This is a genomic window from Microbacterium sp. EF45047 (genome assembly GCF_028472845.1).
Taxonomy (GTDB): domain Bacteria; phylum Actinomycetota; class Actinomycetes; order Actinomycetales; family Microbacteriaceae; genus Microbacterium; species Microbacterium neungamense.
This window is the reverse complement of sequence record NZ_CP069429.1, coordinates 2,479,027-2,493,893: the sequence shown is the minus strand read 5'-3', so window position 1 is coordinate 2,493,893 and position 14,867 is coordinate 2,479,027. Positions and strand designations below refer to the sequence as shown.

14 protein-coding genes are annotated in these 14,867 nt (G+C 72.4%); 13 read left to right on the top strand and 1 reads right to left on the bottom strand.

Annotated elements, in window-relative coordinates; translation table 11 throughout:
- The first annotated feature begins 21 nt into the window (after positions 1 to 21).
- The 13 genes from JRG78_RS12225 (at position 22) to JRG78_RS12165 (ending at position 13,831) form a co-directional block, all read left to right on the top strand.
- Positions 22 to 1,149, top strand: a complete 1,128-nt coding sequence (locus tag JRG78_RS12225; RefSeq protein WP_259606919.1) for a thiamine pyrophosphate-dependent enzyme — start codon at positions 22 to 24, stop codon at positions 1,147 to 1,149.
- Positions 1,150 to 1,160: 11 nt separating this feature from the next.
- On the top strand, positions 1,161 to 2,126 hold the full coding sequence (locus JRG78_RS12220; protein ID WP_259608213.1) for an alpha-ketoacid dehydrogenase subunit beta: 966 nt from the start codon (positions 1,161 to 1,163) through the stop codon (positions 2,124 to 2,126).
- Between the two features lie 71 nt (positions 2,127 to 2,197).
- Complete coding sequence (locus JRG78_RS12215; RefSeq protein ID WP_259606918.1) at positions 2,198 to 3,544, top strand: dihydrolipoamide acetyltransferase family protein; 1,347 nt, start codon at positions 2,198 to 2,200, stop codon at positions 3,542 to 3,544.
- 232 nt (positions 3,545 to 3,776) lie between these two features.
- Positions 3,777 to 4,832: an IS110 family transposase gene (locus JRG78_RS12210; protein WP_432806392.1), complete on the top strand. Its 1,056-nt coding sequence runs from the start codon at positions 3,777 to 3,779 to the stop codon at positions 4,830 to 4,832.
- A gap of 298 nt (positions 4,833 to 5,130) precedes the next feature.
- Positions 5,131 to 6,192, top strand: a complete 1,062-nt coding sequence (locus JRG78_RS12205) for a metal ABC transporter solute-binding protein, Zn/Mn family (RefSeq protein WP_259606917.1) — start codon at positions 5,131 to 5,133, stop codon at positions 6,190 to 6,192.
- 17 nt (positions 6,193 to 6,209) lie between these two features.
- The gene (locus JRG78_RS12200; protein ID WP_259606916.1) at positions 6,210 to 7,016 is read left to right on the top strand and encodes a metal ABC transporter ATP-binding protein; all 807 of its coding nucleotides are present in this window, start codon (positions 6,210 to 6,212) and stop codon (positions 7,014 to 7,016) included.
- Positions 7,013 to 7,867 carry a metal ABC transporter permease gene (locus JRG78_RS12195; protein WP_259606915.1) on the top strand — a complete coding sequence of 285 codons (855 nt, stop codon included), beginning with the start codon at positions 7,013 to 7,015 and terminating at the stop codon, positions 7,865 to 7,867. Before JRG78_RS12200 ends, JRG78_RS12195 begins: the two co-directional genes overlap by 4 nt.
- A gap of 55 nt (positions 7,868 to 7,922) precedes the next feature.
- The gene (locus JRG78_RS12190) at positions 7,923 to 9,248 is read left to right on the top strand and encodes a DivIVA domain-containing protein (protein WP_259606914.1); all 1,326 of its coding nucleotides are present in this window, start codon (positions 7,923 to 7,925) and stop codon (positions 9,246 to 9,248) included.
- Positions 9,249 to 9,307: 59 nt separating this feature from the next.
- Positions 9,308 to 9,724 (top strand): Fur family transcriptional regulator, encoded by a 417-nt coding sequence (locus JRG78_RS12185; RefSeq protein WP_259606913.1) that lies wholly within the window; start codon positions 9,308 to 9,310, stop codon positions 9,722 to 9,724.
- Positions 9,721 to 10,749: a permease gene (locus JRG78_RS12180; RefSeq protein ID WP_259606912.1), complete on the top strand. Its 1,029-nt coding sequence runs from the start codon at positions 9,721 to 9,723 to the stop codon at positions 10,747 to 10,749. Before JRG78_RS12185 ends, JRG78_RS12180 begins: the two co-directional genes overlap by 4 nt.
- Positions 10,742 to 11,518: a TIGR03943 family putative permease subunit gene (locus tag JRG78_RS12175; protein WP_259606911.1), complete on the top strand. Its 777-nt coding sequence runs from the start codon at positions 10,742 to 10,744 to the stop codon at positions 11,516 to 11,518. Before JRG78_RS12180 ends, JRG78_RS12175 begins: the two co-directional genes overlap by 8 nt.
- A 214-nt stretch (positions 11,519 to 11,732) precedes the next feature.
- Entirely contained in the window at positions 11,733 to 13,169 is a 1,437-nt protein-coding gene (locus tag JRG78_RS12170) for an Ig-like domain-containing protein (protein ID WP_259606910.1), read from the top strand.
- Positions 13,166 to 13,831, top strand: coding sequence for a DNA-3-methyladenine glycosylase (locus JRG78_RS12165; RefSeq protein ID WP_259606909.1), 666 nt, complete (start codon positions 13,166 to 13,168; stop codon positions 13,829 to 13,831). The genes JRG78_RS12170 and JRG78_RS12165 overlap by 4 nt, the downstream gene beginning before the upstream one ends.
- 58 nt (positions 13,832 to 13,889) lie before the next feature.
- Here JRG78_RS12165 and JRG78_RS12160 read toward each other — a convergent pair whose 3' ends face one another.
- Positions 13,890 to 14,858: a LacI family DNA-binding transcriptional regulator gene (locus JRG78_RS12160; protein WP_272653428.1), complete on the bottom strand. Its 969-nt coding sequence runs from the start codon at positions 14,856 to 14,858 to the stop codon at positions 13,890 to 13,892.
- Positions 14,859 to 14,867 lie beyond the last annotated feature (9 nt).

The following is a 14,867-nucleotide window of genomic DNA, read 5'->3' as shown; positions in this document are numbered from 1 at the left end:
GCCGCGGGGTAGCGTAGAGGCGTGAGCTCCCTCGACACCCCCCTCGTGCGCGTGCTGGAGGCGGACGGCAGCCTCGTCCGATCCGCGGAAGCCGAGCAGTACCAGCCGCTGATCGACGCGCTGACGGATGCCGAGCTCGAGCGGTTCTATCGCGACATGGTCGCGATCCGCGCGATCGACACCCAGGCGACCAACCTGCAGCGGCAGGGGCAGCTCGCGCTGTGGCCACCGAGCCGCGGGCAGGAGGCCGCCCAGGTCGGCTCCGCACACGCCGCCCGCCGGCAGGACACGATCTTCCCGTCCTACCGGGAGCACGCGGTCACCCGCATCCGTGGCGTCGACCCGGTCGACATCATCAAGCTGATGCGCGGGGTGTCGCACGGCGGCTGGAACCCGCTCGACCCGAAGAACGGCAACACCCGCATCTACACCCTCGTGCTCGGCTCGCAGACCCTGCACGCGGCGGGCTTCGCGATGGGCCTCGCCTTCGACGGGCGCTGCGGCACCGGCGACCCCGAGCGCGACGCGGCCGTGGTGGTCTACTACGGGGACGGCGCGTCCAGCCAGGGCGACGTGCACGAGGCGATGGTGTTCGCGGCGAGCTACGACGCCCCCGTGCTGTTCTTCCTGCAGAACAACCACTGGGCGATCTCCGTCCCGGTGGAGACGCAGTCGAAGGTGCCGCTCGTGCAGCGCAGCGCCGGCTACGGCATCCCGAGCGTCCGCGTCGACGGCAACGACGTGCTCGCCAGCTACGCCGTCTCCCGCGCCCTGCTCGACGAGGCGCGCGCCGGCAGCGGACCGCGGGCGATCGAGGCGGTCACCTACCGGATGGGCGCGCACACCACGAGCGACGACCCGACCAAGTACCGCCGCGCCGAGGAGGAGCAGTTCTGGGCCGAGCGCGACCCGATCGCGCGGATGCGGGCCTTCCTCGAGGCGCGCGGCGCCGCGGCATCCGTCTTCGCCGACGCGGAAGCCGAGGCCGCCGAGGCCGCGGAGGACCTCCGCGCCCGCACCGTCGCCCTTCCCGGTCCGCCGCGGGAGATGGTGTTCCAGAACATCTACAGCGAACCGCATCCGCTCGTCGAGGAGCAGCGCGCCTGGTTCGAGAAGTACGAGGCCTCGTTCGAAGGAGGCGCGGAGTGACCCTCGAGACCATGCCCTTCTCCAAGGCACTCAACGCAGGGCTGCGCAAAGCCCTCGAGGACGACCCGCGCGTGCTGCTGATGGGCGAGGACATCGGCAAGCTCGGCGGCGTGTTCCGCGTCACCGAACACCTGCAGCGCGACTTCGGCGAACGCCGCGTGCTGGACACGCCGCTCGCGGAGTCCGGCATCGTGGGCACCGCGATCGGGCTCGCGATGGCCGGGTTCCGCCCGGTGTGCGAGATCCAGTTCGACGGGTTCGTGTTCCCGGCGTTCGATCAGATCACGTCGCAGCTGGCCAAGCTGACCTACCGTCACGAGGGCGCGCTGTCGATGCCGATCGTGATCCGGATCCCGTACGGCGGTCACATCGGCGCCGTCGAGCACCACCAGGAGAGCCCGGAGGCGTACTTCACGCACACCCCGGGGCTGCGGGTGGTGTCGCCGTCCACGCCGAACGACGCGTACTGGATGATCCAGGAGGCCATCGCGTCGAACGACCCGGTCGTCTTCATGGAGCCGAAGAGCCGGTACTGGCCCAAGGGCGAGGTCGACCTCGCCGCGCCGGCCGTGCCGCTGCACGCCTCCCGCATCGTCCGCCGCGGCACCGACGTCACCCTCGTCGGCCACGGCGCGATGGTCACCACCCTGCTGCAGGCCGCCGCGATCGCCGAGGGCGAGGGCGTCAGCTGCGAGGTGGTCGATCTGCGCTCGCTGTCGCCCGTGGACTACGGGCCCATCCTCGACTCGGTGCGATCCACGGGGCGGATGGTGTACGCGCAGGAGGCCCCCGGATTCACCAGCCTGGGCAGCGAGATCGCGGCCACCGTCATGGAGCGCGCGTTCTACGTCCTCGAGGCGCCGGTGCTGCGCGTCTCCGGATTCGACACGCCGTTCCCGCCCGCCAAGCTCGAGGGCTCGTACCTCCCTGATGCCGACCGCATCCTCGAGGCCGTGGATCGCTCCCTCGCCTACTGAGTCCCTTTCCGGTCGTTGAGCGAGGAGCGCAGCGACGAGACGAAACGCCATCTTCACGAAGGATTCCTCATATGAGCACCCAGACGTTCACCCTCCCCGACGTCGGCGAAGGTCTCACCGAGGCCGAGATCGTCTCCTGGAAGGTCTCCCCGGGCGACACCGTCGCGATCAACGACGTCATCTGCGAGATCGAGACCGCGAAGTCCCTGGTCGAGCTGCCCTCGCCGCACGCCGGCACGGTCGGGGAGCTCCTCGTCAGCGAGGGCACCACCGTCGAGGTCGGCGCGCCGATCATCACCATCGTGACGGCGGATGCCGCGGAGGCGCCGCGCGCCGCCGCATCCGAAGCGCCCGCGGCGCCCGCGGCGAAGGACGCCGGCAGCGGCTCGGTCCTCGTCGGCTACGGCACCGGCGGCGACGTCACCTCCCGACGCAAGCGCCCCGCCGAGCGGCCGGTGCGCTCCTCGGTCGGGGTGATCGCGAAGCCCCCGATCCGCAAGCTCGCCCGCGACCTCGGCGTGGACCTGGCATCCGTCACCCCGACCGGAGCCGACGGCGAGGTGACCCGCGAGGACGTCGTCAAGCACGCCTCTCAGGCGAGCGTGTTCCGCAACATCGAAACCCCGGACTGGGGCGACGTGCGCGAGGAGACCGTCCCCGCGCCGCAGGCGAAGCCGGTGGGCGTCGCGCGCGGCATCCAGCCCGGCTCCGACCCGTCCCGCACCGAGGCCATCCCGGTGAAGGGCGTGCGCAAGGCCAGCGCGAACGCGATGGTGCAGAGCGCCTACACCGCCCCGCACGTGACCGTGTGGAAGGAGGTCGACGCCACCCGCACGATGGAGCTCGTGAAGCGCCTCAAGGCCTCGCCCGACTTCGCCGACATCAAGGTCTCGCCGCTGCTGATCATGGCCCGCGCCGTGATCTGGGCCGTCCGTCGCACGCCGATGGTGAACGCCGCGTGGATCGAGACCGAGGACGGCGCCGAGATCGCCGTGCGCCACTACGTGAACCTCGGCATCGCGGCCGCCACCCCGCGCGGCCTCATCGTGCCGAACATCAAGGACGCGCAGAACCTCGGCATGCGCGATCTCGCCCGCGCCCTGAACCGCCTGACGCTCACCGCCCGCGAGGGCAAGACCACGCCGGCGGATCAGCAGGGCGGCACGATCACGATCACGAACATCGGCGTGTTCGGGATGGATGCCGGGACGCCGATCATCAACCCGGGCGAGGCCGGCATCGTGGCGATGGGCACCATCAGCCAGCGCCCGTGGGTCGTCGACGGGGAGGTGCGTCCGCGCTGGGTGACCACGGTCGCCGGGTCCTTCGACCACCGTGTGATCGACGGAGACGGCATGAGCCGCTTCATCGCCGACGTCGCCGCCGTGCTCGAGGAACCCGCGCTGCTCGTCGACTGACAGTGATGATGGTGGTGGGAGCCCCGCAGCGGTTGTCCTGACTCAGCGACTGACTGACTACGGGTCTTGAACGCGATCTGTCGTTCGATCGCTGCGGGGCTGCCATGCACTCACCGTGCGAGGGTTGTGACCTCATAGGAGCCTGTGCCAGCAGGCACCCATCACTGTCTTGTCCGCTCGCTCTCGGATGGTGCGTGCCGTCCGATCGGAGAGTTGAGAGGAAGGGACGGCGATGACCACCATCGCACGAGAAGAGCAGCAGGACCAGGTCATGATCGTGGCGGGTATCGACACGCATGGCGATTCCCACACCGCGGCGGTCATCGACACCACCGGCCGGCTGCTCGGGAGCGCGCAGTTCCCCGCGAATCGTTCCGGTTATGCCGCGTTGCTGAGTTGGGCGTGTGCGTTCGGTGTGCTCGTGATCGCGGGGATCGAGGGCACCGGCGCATACGGTGCCGGTCTTGCCCGTCACCTGCGCGCTGCGGGTGTCGAGCTGCGGGAAGTGGACCGACCGGACCGGAAGTCGCGGCGCTTTGCCGGTAAGTCCGACCCGCTGGACGCGGAAGCTGCCGCCCGGGCAGCGTTGGCAGGCACACGATCGGGGATCCCGAAGGACCGAGCAGGGAAGGTGGAAGCGCTCCGCAATCTGCGGATCGCCAGGCGCAGCGCCGTGACCCAGCGCGCCGACTGTCAACGCCGGATGAAGGCGATCATCGTCACCGCACCCGACGCGCTCCGCGAACGGTTGCGGGGGCTGTCAGACCGGGAGCTGATCGAGGTATGTGCCGCTGCACGTCCCGACACCACACGCGCCGACGAACCCGAGCAGGCATCGAAGATCGCGCTGCGCGCTCTCGCACGCCGCCACCAGTCGCTGACCGCCGAGATCGCCGAACTCGACGCACTCATCGACCCTCTCGTCGCGGACATCAACCCGCGGCTGCTCGCCCTCAACGGGGTCGGCGCCGATGTCGCCGGGCAACTGCTCGTCACCGCTGGCGAGAACCCCGGCCGGCTCCGTTCCGAAGCCGCATTCGCGATGCTCTGCGGCGTCGCGCCCATCCCCGCCTCATCAGGCAAAACCCACCGACACCGCCTCAACCGCGGCGGCGACCGCCACGCGAACGCCGCGCTCTACCGCATCGTGCTCTGCCGGCTCCGCTGGGATCCCAGAACCCGCGCTTACGCCGCCCGACGCACCACCGAGGGCCTCTCGAAGAAGGACATCATCCGCTGCCTCAAACGCCTCATCGCCCGCGAGATCTACACCGCCCTCACCACTTGACATCCATAGGAGCATCGCGGCGGGGCGGCTCGCCGCGCGCGTCTGCGCGGTCGCGGGGTCTTTGCGGTCGCGGGGAGCTTCCCGCATCCCCCGGTGGGCAGTGCGATGCGTTTTCCTTCTGGCGGGGAGCGGCCCCGTGATCGCCGGGAGCTTTCCGCATCGGGGAGGGGTGTGGCGGGCCGCTGAAGCAGCAGAACGGCACAAACAGACGCCCGGGGGAGCGGGGCGGTGGGAGGGCGGTGGGAAGGGCGGGCGGCCGGTATGATAATGGTTCTCATTAGCAGGTAGGCTGGGCGGTATGAAGAAGTCTGCCGTCACCCTCGCCGCCGCATCCGTCGCCGCTCTCGCGCTCACGGGGTGCTCCACGTCGGCGAACGGGGCGGCCGGCGGCGATGCCGTCCAGGTCGTCGCCTCCACCAACGTGTACGGCGACCTCGTCGCACAGATCGGCGGCGACCGGGTCGAGGTCACCTCGCTGATCGCCTCGGCGACGAAGGATCCGCACTCCTACGAGCCGACCGCCCGCGACCGCCTCACCGTGCAGGGCGCGGACCTCCTCATCGAGAACGGCGGCGGCTACGACGGCTTCCTCGAGGAGCTGCGCGAGGGGTCGGATGCCCCGGTCATCACCGCGGCCGAGTTCTCCCACGACTTCCCCGGCGCGGAGGAGCACGGCACCGACGAGCACGACCACGAGGAGCACAGCGACGGCGAGCACGCCGACGCCCCAGCCGAAACCGACGCCGCCGAAACGGACGCCCCGGCGGACACCGAAGCGCCGGCCGAGGACGAGCACGCCGACGAGCACGGCCACGAGGGCCACGACCACATCGAGGGCTTCAACGAGCACGTCTGGTTCGACGTGCACACCATGGTCCACGTCGTGGAGCAGATCGCCGCGGACCTGACCGAGCTCGACCCGGAGGGTGAGAAGGAGTTCGCCGCCAACGCGGAGGAGCTCGTCGCCGAGCTGGAGGACCTCGAGGCCGAGCTCGACACCCTGCACGGACAGCACGAAGGCACGCCGGTGTTCCTCACCGAGCCGCTGGCCGGCTACCTGGCCGCGTCCGCCGGGCTCGAGAACGCCACCCCCGAGGGCTTCGACGAGGCGGTCGAGGAGGGCAGCGACGTCGCCCCGGCCACGCTGCTCGACGCCCTCGCCGTCGTCGAGGGCGGGCAGGTGGCCGCCGTGCTGACCAACGCCCAGACCGGTGGCGCCGAGACCGAGCGGGTCGAGGCGGCCGCCGAGAAGGCCGGCATCCCCGTCGTCGCGTTCACGGAACTGCTCGAGCCCGAACAGTCGTACGCTGAGTGGATGCGCGCCGCGATCGACGACCTCGCCGCCGCGCTCTCCCAGTGAGCGGCGGCGCGGCGCCCGTGTCGGGGCGTCCCGTCCTGGAGATCCGTGGCGCGGCCCTCCACCGCGGCGACCGCGAGCTCTGGTCGGGCCTGGACCTCGACGTGCATCCGGGCGAGTTCCTCGCCGTGCTCGGTCCCTCCGGCTCCGGGAAGACCACGCTGCTGCGCAGCATCCTGGGCCTGCAGCCGCTCTCCGGGGGCAGCATCCGCGTCGGCGGCGCCCCGGTCCACCGCGGCAACCCGCGCATCGGCTACATCCCGCAGCAGCGTCCGCTGCCGGCCGATACCGCCATGCGCGCCCGCGACCTGGTCGCGCTCGGCGTGAACGGCACCCGGTTCGGGCTGCCGATCCCGCGCCGCGGTGACCGCGCGCGCGTGGACGCCCTGCTGGCGGGCGTCGGCGCCGCGCACTACGCGGAACGGCGGGTCGGCCTGCTCTCCGGCGGCGAGCAGCAGCGGCTCCGCGTCGGCCAGGCCCTCGCCGGCGACCCGGCGCTGCTGCTCTGCGACGAGCCGCTGTCGAACCTCGACCTCGCCAACCAGCGCGGCGTGACCGGCATCATCGACCGGCAGCGGCGCGAGCGCGACGCGGCGGTGCTGTTCGTCACGCACGACATCAACCCGATCCTCGACCGCGTCGACCGCATCCTCTACATCGCCGGCGGCCGGTTCGTGCTCGGCACGCCCGACGAGGTGCTGCAGAGCCACGTGCTCACCGACCTGTACGGCACCCCGGTGTTCGTGCTGCGCGCCGGCGGCCGGCTGGTCGTCGTCGGCATCCCCGACGCCGACACCCACCACGAGCACGAGGGGGCCGAGGCGTGACCCCGCTCGTGGACTGGAGCGACGTGTTCTCCTTCCAGGACTACGGCGCGCTCCTGGCGCTCCTGGCGAACTCGCTCATCGCCGGTGCCGTCCTCGGCGTGGTCGGCGGCCTGGTCGGCGTGTTCGTCATGCAGCGCGACCTGGCCTTCGCGGTGCACGGGGTCAGCGAGCTGTCCTTCGCGGGCGCCGCGGCAGCCCTGCTGTTCGGCGGCAGCGTCGTGGCCGGCTCCCTCGGCGGCGCGCTCGTCGCCGCGATCCTCATCGGCGTGCTCGGCGCCAAGGCCCGCGACCGCAACTCGGTCGTCGGGGTTTTGATGCCGTTCGGTCTGGGTCTGGGCATCCTGTTCCTGTCGCTGTACGAGGGGCGCAGTGCGAACCGCTTCGGCCTGCTCACCGGCCAGATCGTGTCGGTGTCCAGCCCCGACCTCGGCTGGCTGATCGGCATCAGCGTGGCCGTGCTGGCCGGGCTGCTGCTGATGTGGCATCCGCTCCGCTTCGACTCGCTGGATCCGGAGTCCGCGGCCGCCCGCGGCGTGCCGACCCGCGTGGTCAGCCTGGCGTTCATGGTGATCCTCGGCCTGATCGTCGCGGTCAGCGTGCACATCATCGGCGCGCTGCTCGTGATGGCGCTGCTGGTCACTCCGGCGGCCGCCGCGATGCGCGTGAGTGCCGGCCCGGTCGCGGTGCCGCTGCTGGCCGCGCTGTTCGGGTTCGTCTCCGCCGTCGGCGGCATCCTGCTGGCGCTTGCGGGCACCCTGCCGGTGAGCCCCTACATCACCACGATCTCCTTCCTCATCTACGGCGGATGCTGGCTGGTGCAGCGGGGACGCCAACGCGTCCGTCGCGGCTGACGCGAGGTGACATCATGGATGCCGGGGGGCAGGCGACTTCAGAAAGGCACGACAGGTGAGCGAGACGCACGAGTCCGATGACGCCCAGAACGGCGACTTCTTCGATCAGCTGCTGACGACGGCGCCCAAGGAGCACTCCTCGTTCACGCAGGCGTTCCGCGGGTACGACAAGGCGGAGGTGGATGCCGCGATCGCCACGCTCCGCGACCAGCTGCGCCGGGTGACCGCCGATCTGGCATCCGTGGAGGAGCGGCACCGCGCCGAGCTGGACCGGGTGCGCGCCGAGTCCGAGACCGAGTTGCAGACGCTCCGGGCCGACAGCGAGGAGCGCGTCGCCCGGCTCGAGGAGGAGCTCGCTGCGGCGAGGGCGCAGGCCGAGGATGCCGCGCAGCAGGTGAGCACCCTGGCATCCGAACTGGCCGAGGGCACGCGTGGCGCGAGCGGTGACGAGCCGCAGAGCCGGGCCCAGTTCGAGGCCGTGCTGCGCGTCGCAGAAGAACAGGCCAGCGTGCTCATCCACAACGCCGCCACCCAGGCCGAGCGGCTGCTGCAGGCCGCCCGCGAGGAGGCCGAGGCCAAGCGCGCCGAGCTGGATGCGGACGTCGCGCGCATCACCGCGCAGGCCCAGCACGACGCCGACCAGGTGCGCCTGAAGATCGAGACGGAGTACACCGCCCATCAGGCGCGCATCGAGCGCGAGGCGGCGCACGCCGCCGAGAAGGTGGCGCAGGCCGAGCAGGAGGCGGCGACGATCCGCACCGAGGCCGAGAAGGGCGCCGCCGCGCTGCGCGCGATGGTCACGCGCGAGACCACCGACCTGCGCGCCGCCGCCGAGCGCGAGGTGCGCGAGATGAACGCCCGCGTGCTCGAGTTCGAGGAGACGCTGACCCGCCGGCAGGACGACGCGCAGCAGGAGTTCCTGGTGCTGCACAACCAGGCCGTCGCGCACGCCGAGCGGATCACCGCGGACGCCAACGAGCAGGTGCAGGCCTCCCTCGAGCACGCCCAGCGGATCTCCGCGAAGGCGGAGGACTACGAGCGGCTGATGCGCTCGCAGGCGCAGGCGATCGAGGCGGACGCCCAGGTGAAGGCGCGCGAGATCCTCGACCGCGCCCGGGTCAAGGCGCAGAAGATCGTCGAGACGGTCACCGCGCACGCGACCGGCGTGCTGCGCGATGCGGAGGACCGCACCCGTCAGCTGCGCTGGCAGCAGCAGCAGCTCACCAGCTTCATGGCCGAGGTGCGCGAGCTCATCCGCCCGGAGGGTGTGCTGCTCGGGGCATCGGGGACGGATGATGCCGCGCCGTCGGCCGAGGAAACGGATGCCCCGGCATCCGAGGCGGCCGCGGAGCCCGACGGGGTCCTGGAACCGACGCCCTGACGCCTCCGGCGGGTGGAGCTCCCAGCCGGGGCGGAGCGGCGCCGCCTAGACTCGGCTGTATGGCTCAGCGGAACACCTGGCAGCGCGAACGAGTGCGTGACGCGCTCGCGGACGCGCGCGGGTTCGTGAGCGCGCAGGCCCTGCATGCGACCCTGCGCGAGGCAAACACCGGCATCGGGCTGGCCACGGTCTACCGTGCGCTCGCCGGGCTCGCGGCATCCGGCGACGCCGACTCGCTGCAGAGCCCGGAGGGCGAGGCGCTCTACCGCGCCTGCACCACGCAGGGTCATCACCACCACGTGATCTGCCGCTCCTGCGGGCTGACGGTCGAGATCGAGGCGAAGGACGTCGAGCAGTGGGCGCAGCGCACCGCGTCGCAGCACGGCTTCCGCGACGCCGAGCACGTCGTCGACATCTTCGGCCTGTGCGCCTCGTGCTCAGCGGCACGCGTGCGCGACGGCGGGGCGGGCGAGTGACGCACACCGCCGTTCCGGCTCGCCCGGCGACCCGGCCGCCGCGGCGCGTCTCGCCCTGGGCGGGCGCGGGCATCGGCCTGGGCATCCTGGCCGTGCTGCTCCTCATCGACGTGTTCGCGCCCGCGCTGTTCCCGGCCGGCCTGCCGACGCGGATGCAGGACGGGCTCACGCTCACGCTCAGCGTCCTCATCGAGGCGCTGCCCTGGGTGATCCTGGGCGTCGTGCTGTCGATCGTGGTGCAGGTGTGGCTGCCGGCGGATGCCCTGCAGCGCTGGCTTCCCTGGAATCCCTGGGGCCGCCGGGCCGTGCTGTCCGCGCTCGGCATGGTCGTCCCGGTCTGCGAGTGCGGCAACGTGCCGTTCGCCCGCGGCCTGATGATGCGCGGTCTCGGTCCGTCCGACGCGCTCACCTTCCTCATCGCCGCGCCGATCGTGAACCCGATCGTGATCCTCACCACCCACGCCGCGTTCGGCTGGGACGGCGGCATCCTGGTCGCGCGCCTCCTCGGCGGTTACGCGATCGCCAACCTCATCGGGTGGATCTACAGCCGGCATCCGGACCCGCAGGCGATGCTGACCGCACGGTTCGTGGACACCTGCGAGCTCGTCACGCATGAGCCCGGCAGCCCGGTGCACCGCAGCCTGACCCAGTTCCTCGTCGAGCTGCGCGCCGTGATGCCGGCGCTGGTGATCGGCTCGGCGCTGGCCGGCGCGGTGCAGGTGCTGGTGCCCCGCGACGTGCTGCTCGCGATCGGGGCGAACCCGGTGCTGTCCATCGTCGCCATGGTCGCCCTCGCGATGACCGTGGCGATCTGCTCCAACGTGGACGCGTTCTTCGCGCTGTCGTTCGCCTCCACCTTCTCCGCCGGGGCGATCATCGCGTTCCTGCTGGTCGGACCCCTCGTCGACGTGAAGATGCTCGCCCTGCTGCGCACCACCTTCACCGGCCGGGTGCTGGCGGGGATCGTCGGCGTCGTCGTGCTCGCCGCCTGCGCCATCGGGATCGGGGTGAACGTCCTTGTCTGAGCGCCTCTCCGAGCGCAACCGCGCCCTCCTGAACCGCTGGCTCGGCGTCGGCCTCGCCGCCGTCATCGCCGTGGTGACCATCGTCCTCGGCGTCACCGGGCGGCTGACGCTCTACATCAGCCCGGAGACGGTCTGGTTCGCGTGCGCCGCGGCCGTGGTCACGCTCGGCGTCGCGGTGTGGTCGTGCACGCTGCCGCTGGGCGCCGAGGAGCACCACGCGCACGATCACGCGCACGAGCACGGGACGGATGCCGGCGCCCGCCGCACCCTCGCGACCGCGGCGGTCATCAGCGGCGGGGTCATCGCGACCGGCACCGTGCTGGCGGCCCTGGTGCTGCCGCCGGCGTCGCTGTCGGCCGAGCTCGCGATGTCCCGCGCGGGGGAGCGCACGACCCTGTTCGCCGGCGCCGACGACGTCTCGCTCGGGATCGCCGACACCACCACGTTCGGGGTGGGCGAGTGGTCGAGCGTGTTCGCCACGGCCACGCGGCCGGAGGCGTACGACGGCTCGACCGTGACGCTCACCGGTTTCGTCACGCCGTCGGATGCCGGGGGCCTGAACCTCACGCGCATGGTGATCACCCACTGCGTGATCGACGCGCAGCCCGCATCCGTCCCGCTCGCCGAGCCGGAGGACGCCGGCAGCCTCGCGACCGGCGACTGGATCGAGGTCACCGGCACCGTGCGCGCCGACGGGGACGGCACCCTGCGGATCGAGCCGGCCTCGGTGACGAAGGTCGACGAGCCGAAGGACCCGTATGAGTACTGACGGCGACCGGCCCCTCACCCGCGCCCAGCTCCGCGCCCTCCGTGCTTCCCAGTCGTCGACTGAGCACGCCGACGGCTCCCGGTCGTTGAGCGAGCACGCCGAAGGCGAGCGAGACGAAACGCCCCCCGCGGCGGATCCCCGCCCCGCGGCGGACGCTTCGACGGGCTCAGCGTCCGCACCTTCCGGCGAGCAGGACGCCGTCCCATCCCGGTCGTTGAGCGAGCACCGCGTAGCGGAGCGAGACGAAACGCGTTCCGCCGGTCGGAGCGTTTCGTCTCGTGGGGCGAGCCGCCGCTTCCCGCTGACGCTCCTCGCCGTCCTCGGCATCCTCGCCCTCGTGGTCGGGGTGCTGGGCGTCGTCAGCCTGGTGCAGGGACCGCGGCTGAGCGACGTCCAGGCCTCACCCGCCGAGGCGATCGAGACCTCCGGCAGCCGGGTCATCCTCACCGCGAACCAGGCGCTCGCCGAGGTCGATCCCGAGCAGGTCACCGTCGAGCCCGCCGCCCCCTTCACCGTCGACGCGGCCGGGCGCAGCATCGGCATCCGCTTCACCGCCCCGCTCGACGACGCCACCGACTACACCGTGCGGGTCTCCGACGTCACCGCCGCCGGCGGCGGCCCGGCCGCCGACCTCGCCACGAGCTTCCGCACCCCGGCCGCGCAGATCTTCCTGCTGCAGCGCTCCGCGGACGGCGAGGACCGCATCTTCAGCACCGACCTCACCGGCGAGAAGGGCGTGCCGGTGTTCGCGCACCCGCGGATCAGCGACTTCCGCAGCACCCCCGACGCTCTCGTGGTCGCGGTCGAGGAGGAGGACGGCTCCCGGCTGCTGGTGATGGACCGCGACGGATCCGGCCAGCGCGAGCTGGAGCTGCCCGGGGAGGGCCACGTCTCCTCGGTGCAGGTCTCCGACCGCGGCGGCCTCGTCGGCTACAGCTACTCCGACCGCGAGCTCACCGACACCTCCGGCCGCGCCAGCATCCTCGTCACCCAGCCGCTCAGCGGCACCGGCGCCCCGCGCATCGTCGAGGTCGGCGGCGCGGAGGCCAGCGTCGCCGACTGGGAGTTCGTGCCCGACTCGTCCTCCCTCCTGTTCATCGACTTCGACGGCGCCCTCGCCGTCGAGGACCCGACCTCGGACGAGGGCGTCAAGCCGCTCGGCCTCGCCGCGAGCATCCTCGGCATCAGCCGCGGCACCTACACCGCGATCGTGGAGCGCACGGATGCCTCGCTCGTCGAGCTGAACCTCCTCGACGGCAGTGAGCAGCCGCTCGCCCCGACCGACCCCGACTACGGCCGCCCCACCACGATCGTCCCCTACCCGGGCGGCACGCTGCGTCACGTCGTGCAGCGCGACGACAGCGGCATGCCCACGGGGCAGGCGGTGATCCGGGTCGACGCCGACGGCCGCGCCGCGCCGATCGCCGAGGTGAGCGGGACGGATGCCATCCTGCAGGCGTGCGCCTCGCCGAGCGGCCAGTACGCCGGCGTCGTCGTCGCGCCCGACCTGCCGACCAACCCCTACGACGACCTGCTGCTCCCGCTGCCGACGACCCTGCACACCCGGCTGATCGACCTGGCCGGGGAGCAGGAGCTGCCGACGCTGAACGGCTTCGACATCTCGTGGTGCCGGGTGGCGCCGCGCCCGTGAGCGCGACCCTGCGTCGCGCCGGCCGCGACGACCTCCTCGGCCTGCCGCTCGAGGTCGCCCCGCGGCTCCTCGGCGGCGAGCTGCGCACCGTCGTCGACGGCGCCCAGGTGCGGCTGCGGCTCACCGAGGTGGAGGCCTATCACGGCCGCGGCACCGGCGATCAGCCCGACCCCGGCTCGCACGCCCGCATGGGCCGTACCGCCCGCAACGCCACCATGTGGGGCGAGCCGGGGCACCTGTACATCTATCTCAGCCACGGCATCCACTCCTGCGTCAACGTGGTCTGCGCCCCGGACGGGGTCGCCGGCGGGGTGCTGCTGCGCGCCGCCGAAGTCGTCGGCGGGACGGATGCCGCGGCGGCCCGCTCCGGCCGCACCGGCCGCGACCTCGCCCGCGGGCCCGGCCGGCTCGGCCAGGTGTCGGGGCTGCGGCATCCGCGCCACGACGGCATCGACGCCGTCACGGGCATGCCGCTGCACGGCGCGACGGCGGAGCTGTGGCTCGGCGACCCGCTCCCCGATGTCGCGACCGGCCCGCGGGTCGGCGTCGCCGGCCACGCCGGCACCCAGGCGTTCCCATGGCGGTTCTGGATCCCGGGCGACCCGACGGTCTCGCCGTTCCGCTGGGGCCGTGGGGCGGCCGCCGCGGCATCCGCCGGCTGAGCCGGGCCCGCGGCGCGGAGGCCGGCGCGCACGCGCGCACCCCGCACACGGCCCGGTGTCAGCTCCCGGATGCCGAGGTGCAGCCGCAGGACTCCCGCACCCGCAGGCGCGTGGTCAGCTCGTGGAAGCGCCGCTCCGGGTCCGGGTTCACCAGCGCTGCGATCGCCGTCTCCGCCATCTCGGCGAGCGGCTGCACGGCGGTGGTGAGCCGCGGCCAGACGAAGTCGGCGGGGACGGTGCCGTCGAAGGAGGCCACTGCGATGTCCTCCGGCACCCGCACGCCGTGCTCGTGCAGCGCGGTGAGCATCCCGATCGCGATCTGATCGGATGCGGCCAGCACGCCCCGCGGCATCCGCTCGGCGTTCGCGAGCCGCACGCCGGCCTCGTAGCCGCCCTGGTACGTGAACGGAGTGTGGATGAGCGGGCCCAGCGGCAGGCGCGCGGCCGACAGCGCCTCCGACCAGCCGCGCTCGCGCTCGTCGTAGCGGGCGGCGCTGCCGACGAACGCGATGTCCTGGTAGCCGTGCCCGATCAGATGCTCGACGACCTCGCGCGCGCCCCGGCAGAAGTCCACGCCGACCCCGGCGAGCCCCTCGGTCTCGCCGAACTGCCCGATCATCACCGTCGGAATGTTCAGCGACGCCACGAGCGCCTGCTCCCCGGCGGTGAGCACGGTGGCGATCAGGAGCGCGTCCACCTGACGCGCGGCGAGCTCGCGGATCTGCTCGCCCGGGTCGGCCTGGTCGCGGTCGGAGTTCACGATCAGCAGCGACCGGCCCTGGTCGGCGCTCGCCTTGTCCAGGGCGTGGCAGAGCTCGGCGAAGAACGGGTTCCGGTTGTCGTGCACGAGCAGGCCGAACATGTCGGCCGATCCCATCGACAGCGCCCGCGCGGCCGCATTCGGCCGGTACCCGAGCACGCGCACCGCGTCGAGCACCCGCTCCCGGGTGAGCGGTGCGACCGGCTTCGGGCCGTCATTGAGCACGTAGCTGACGACGGCGGTGCTCACGCCCGCGTAGCGGGCCACGTCCGCGCG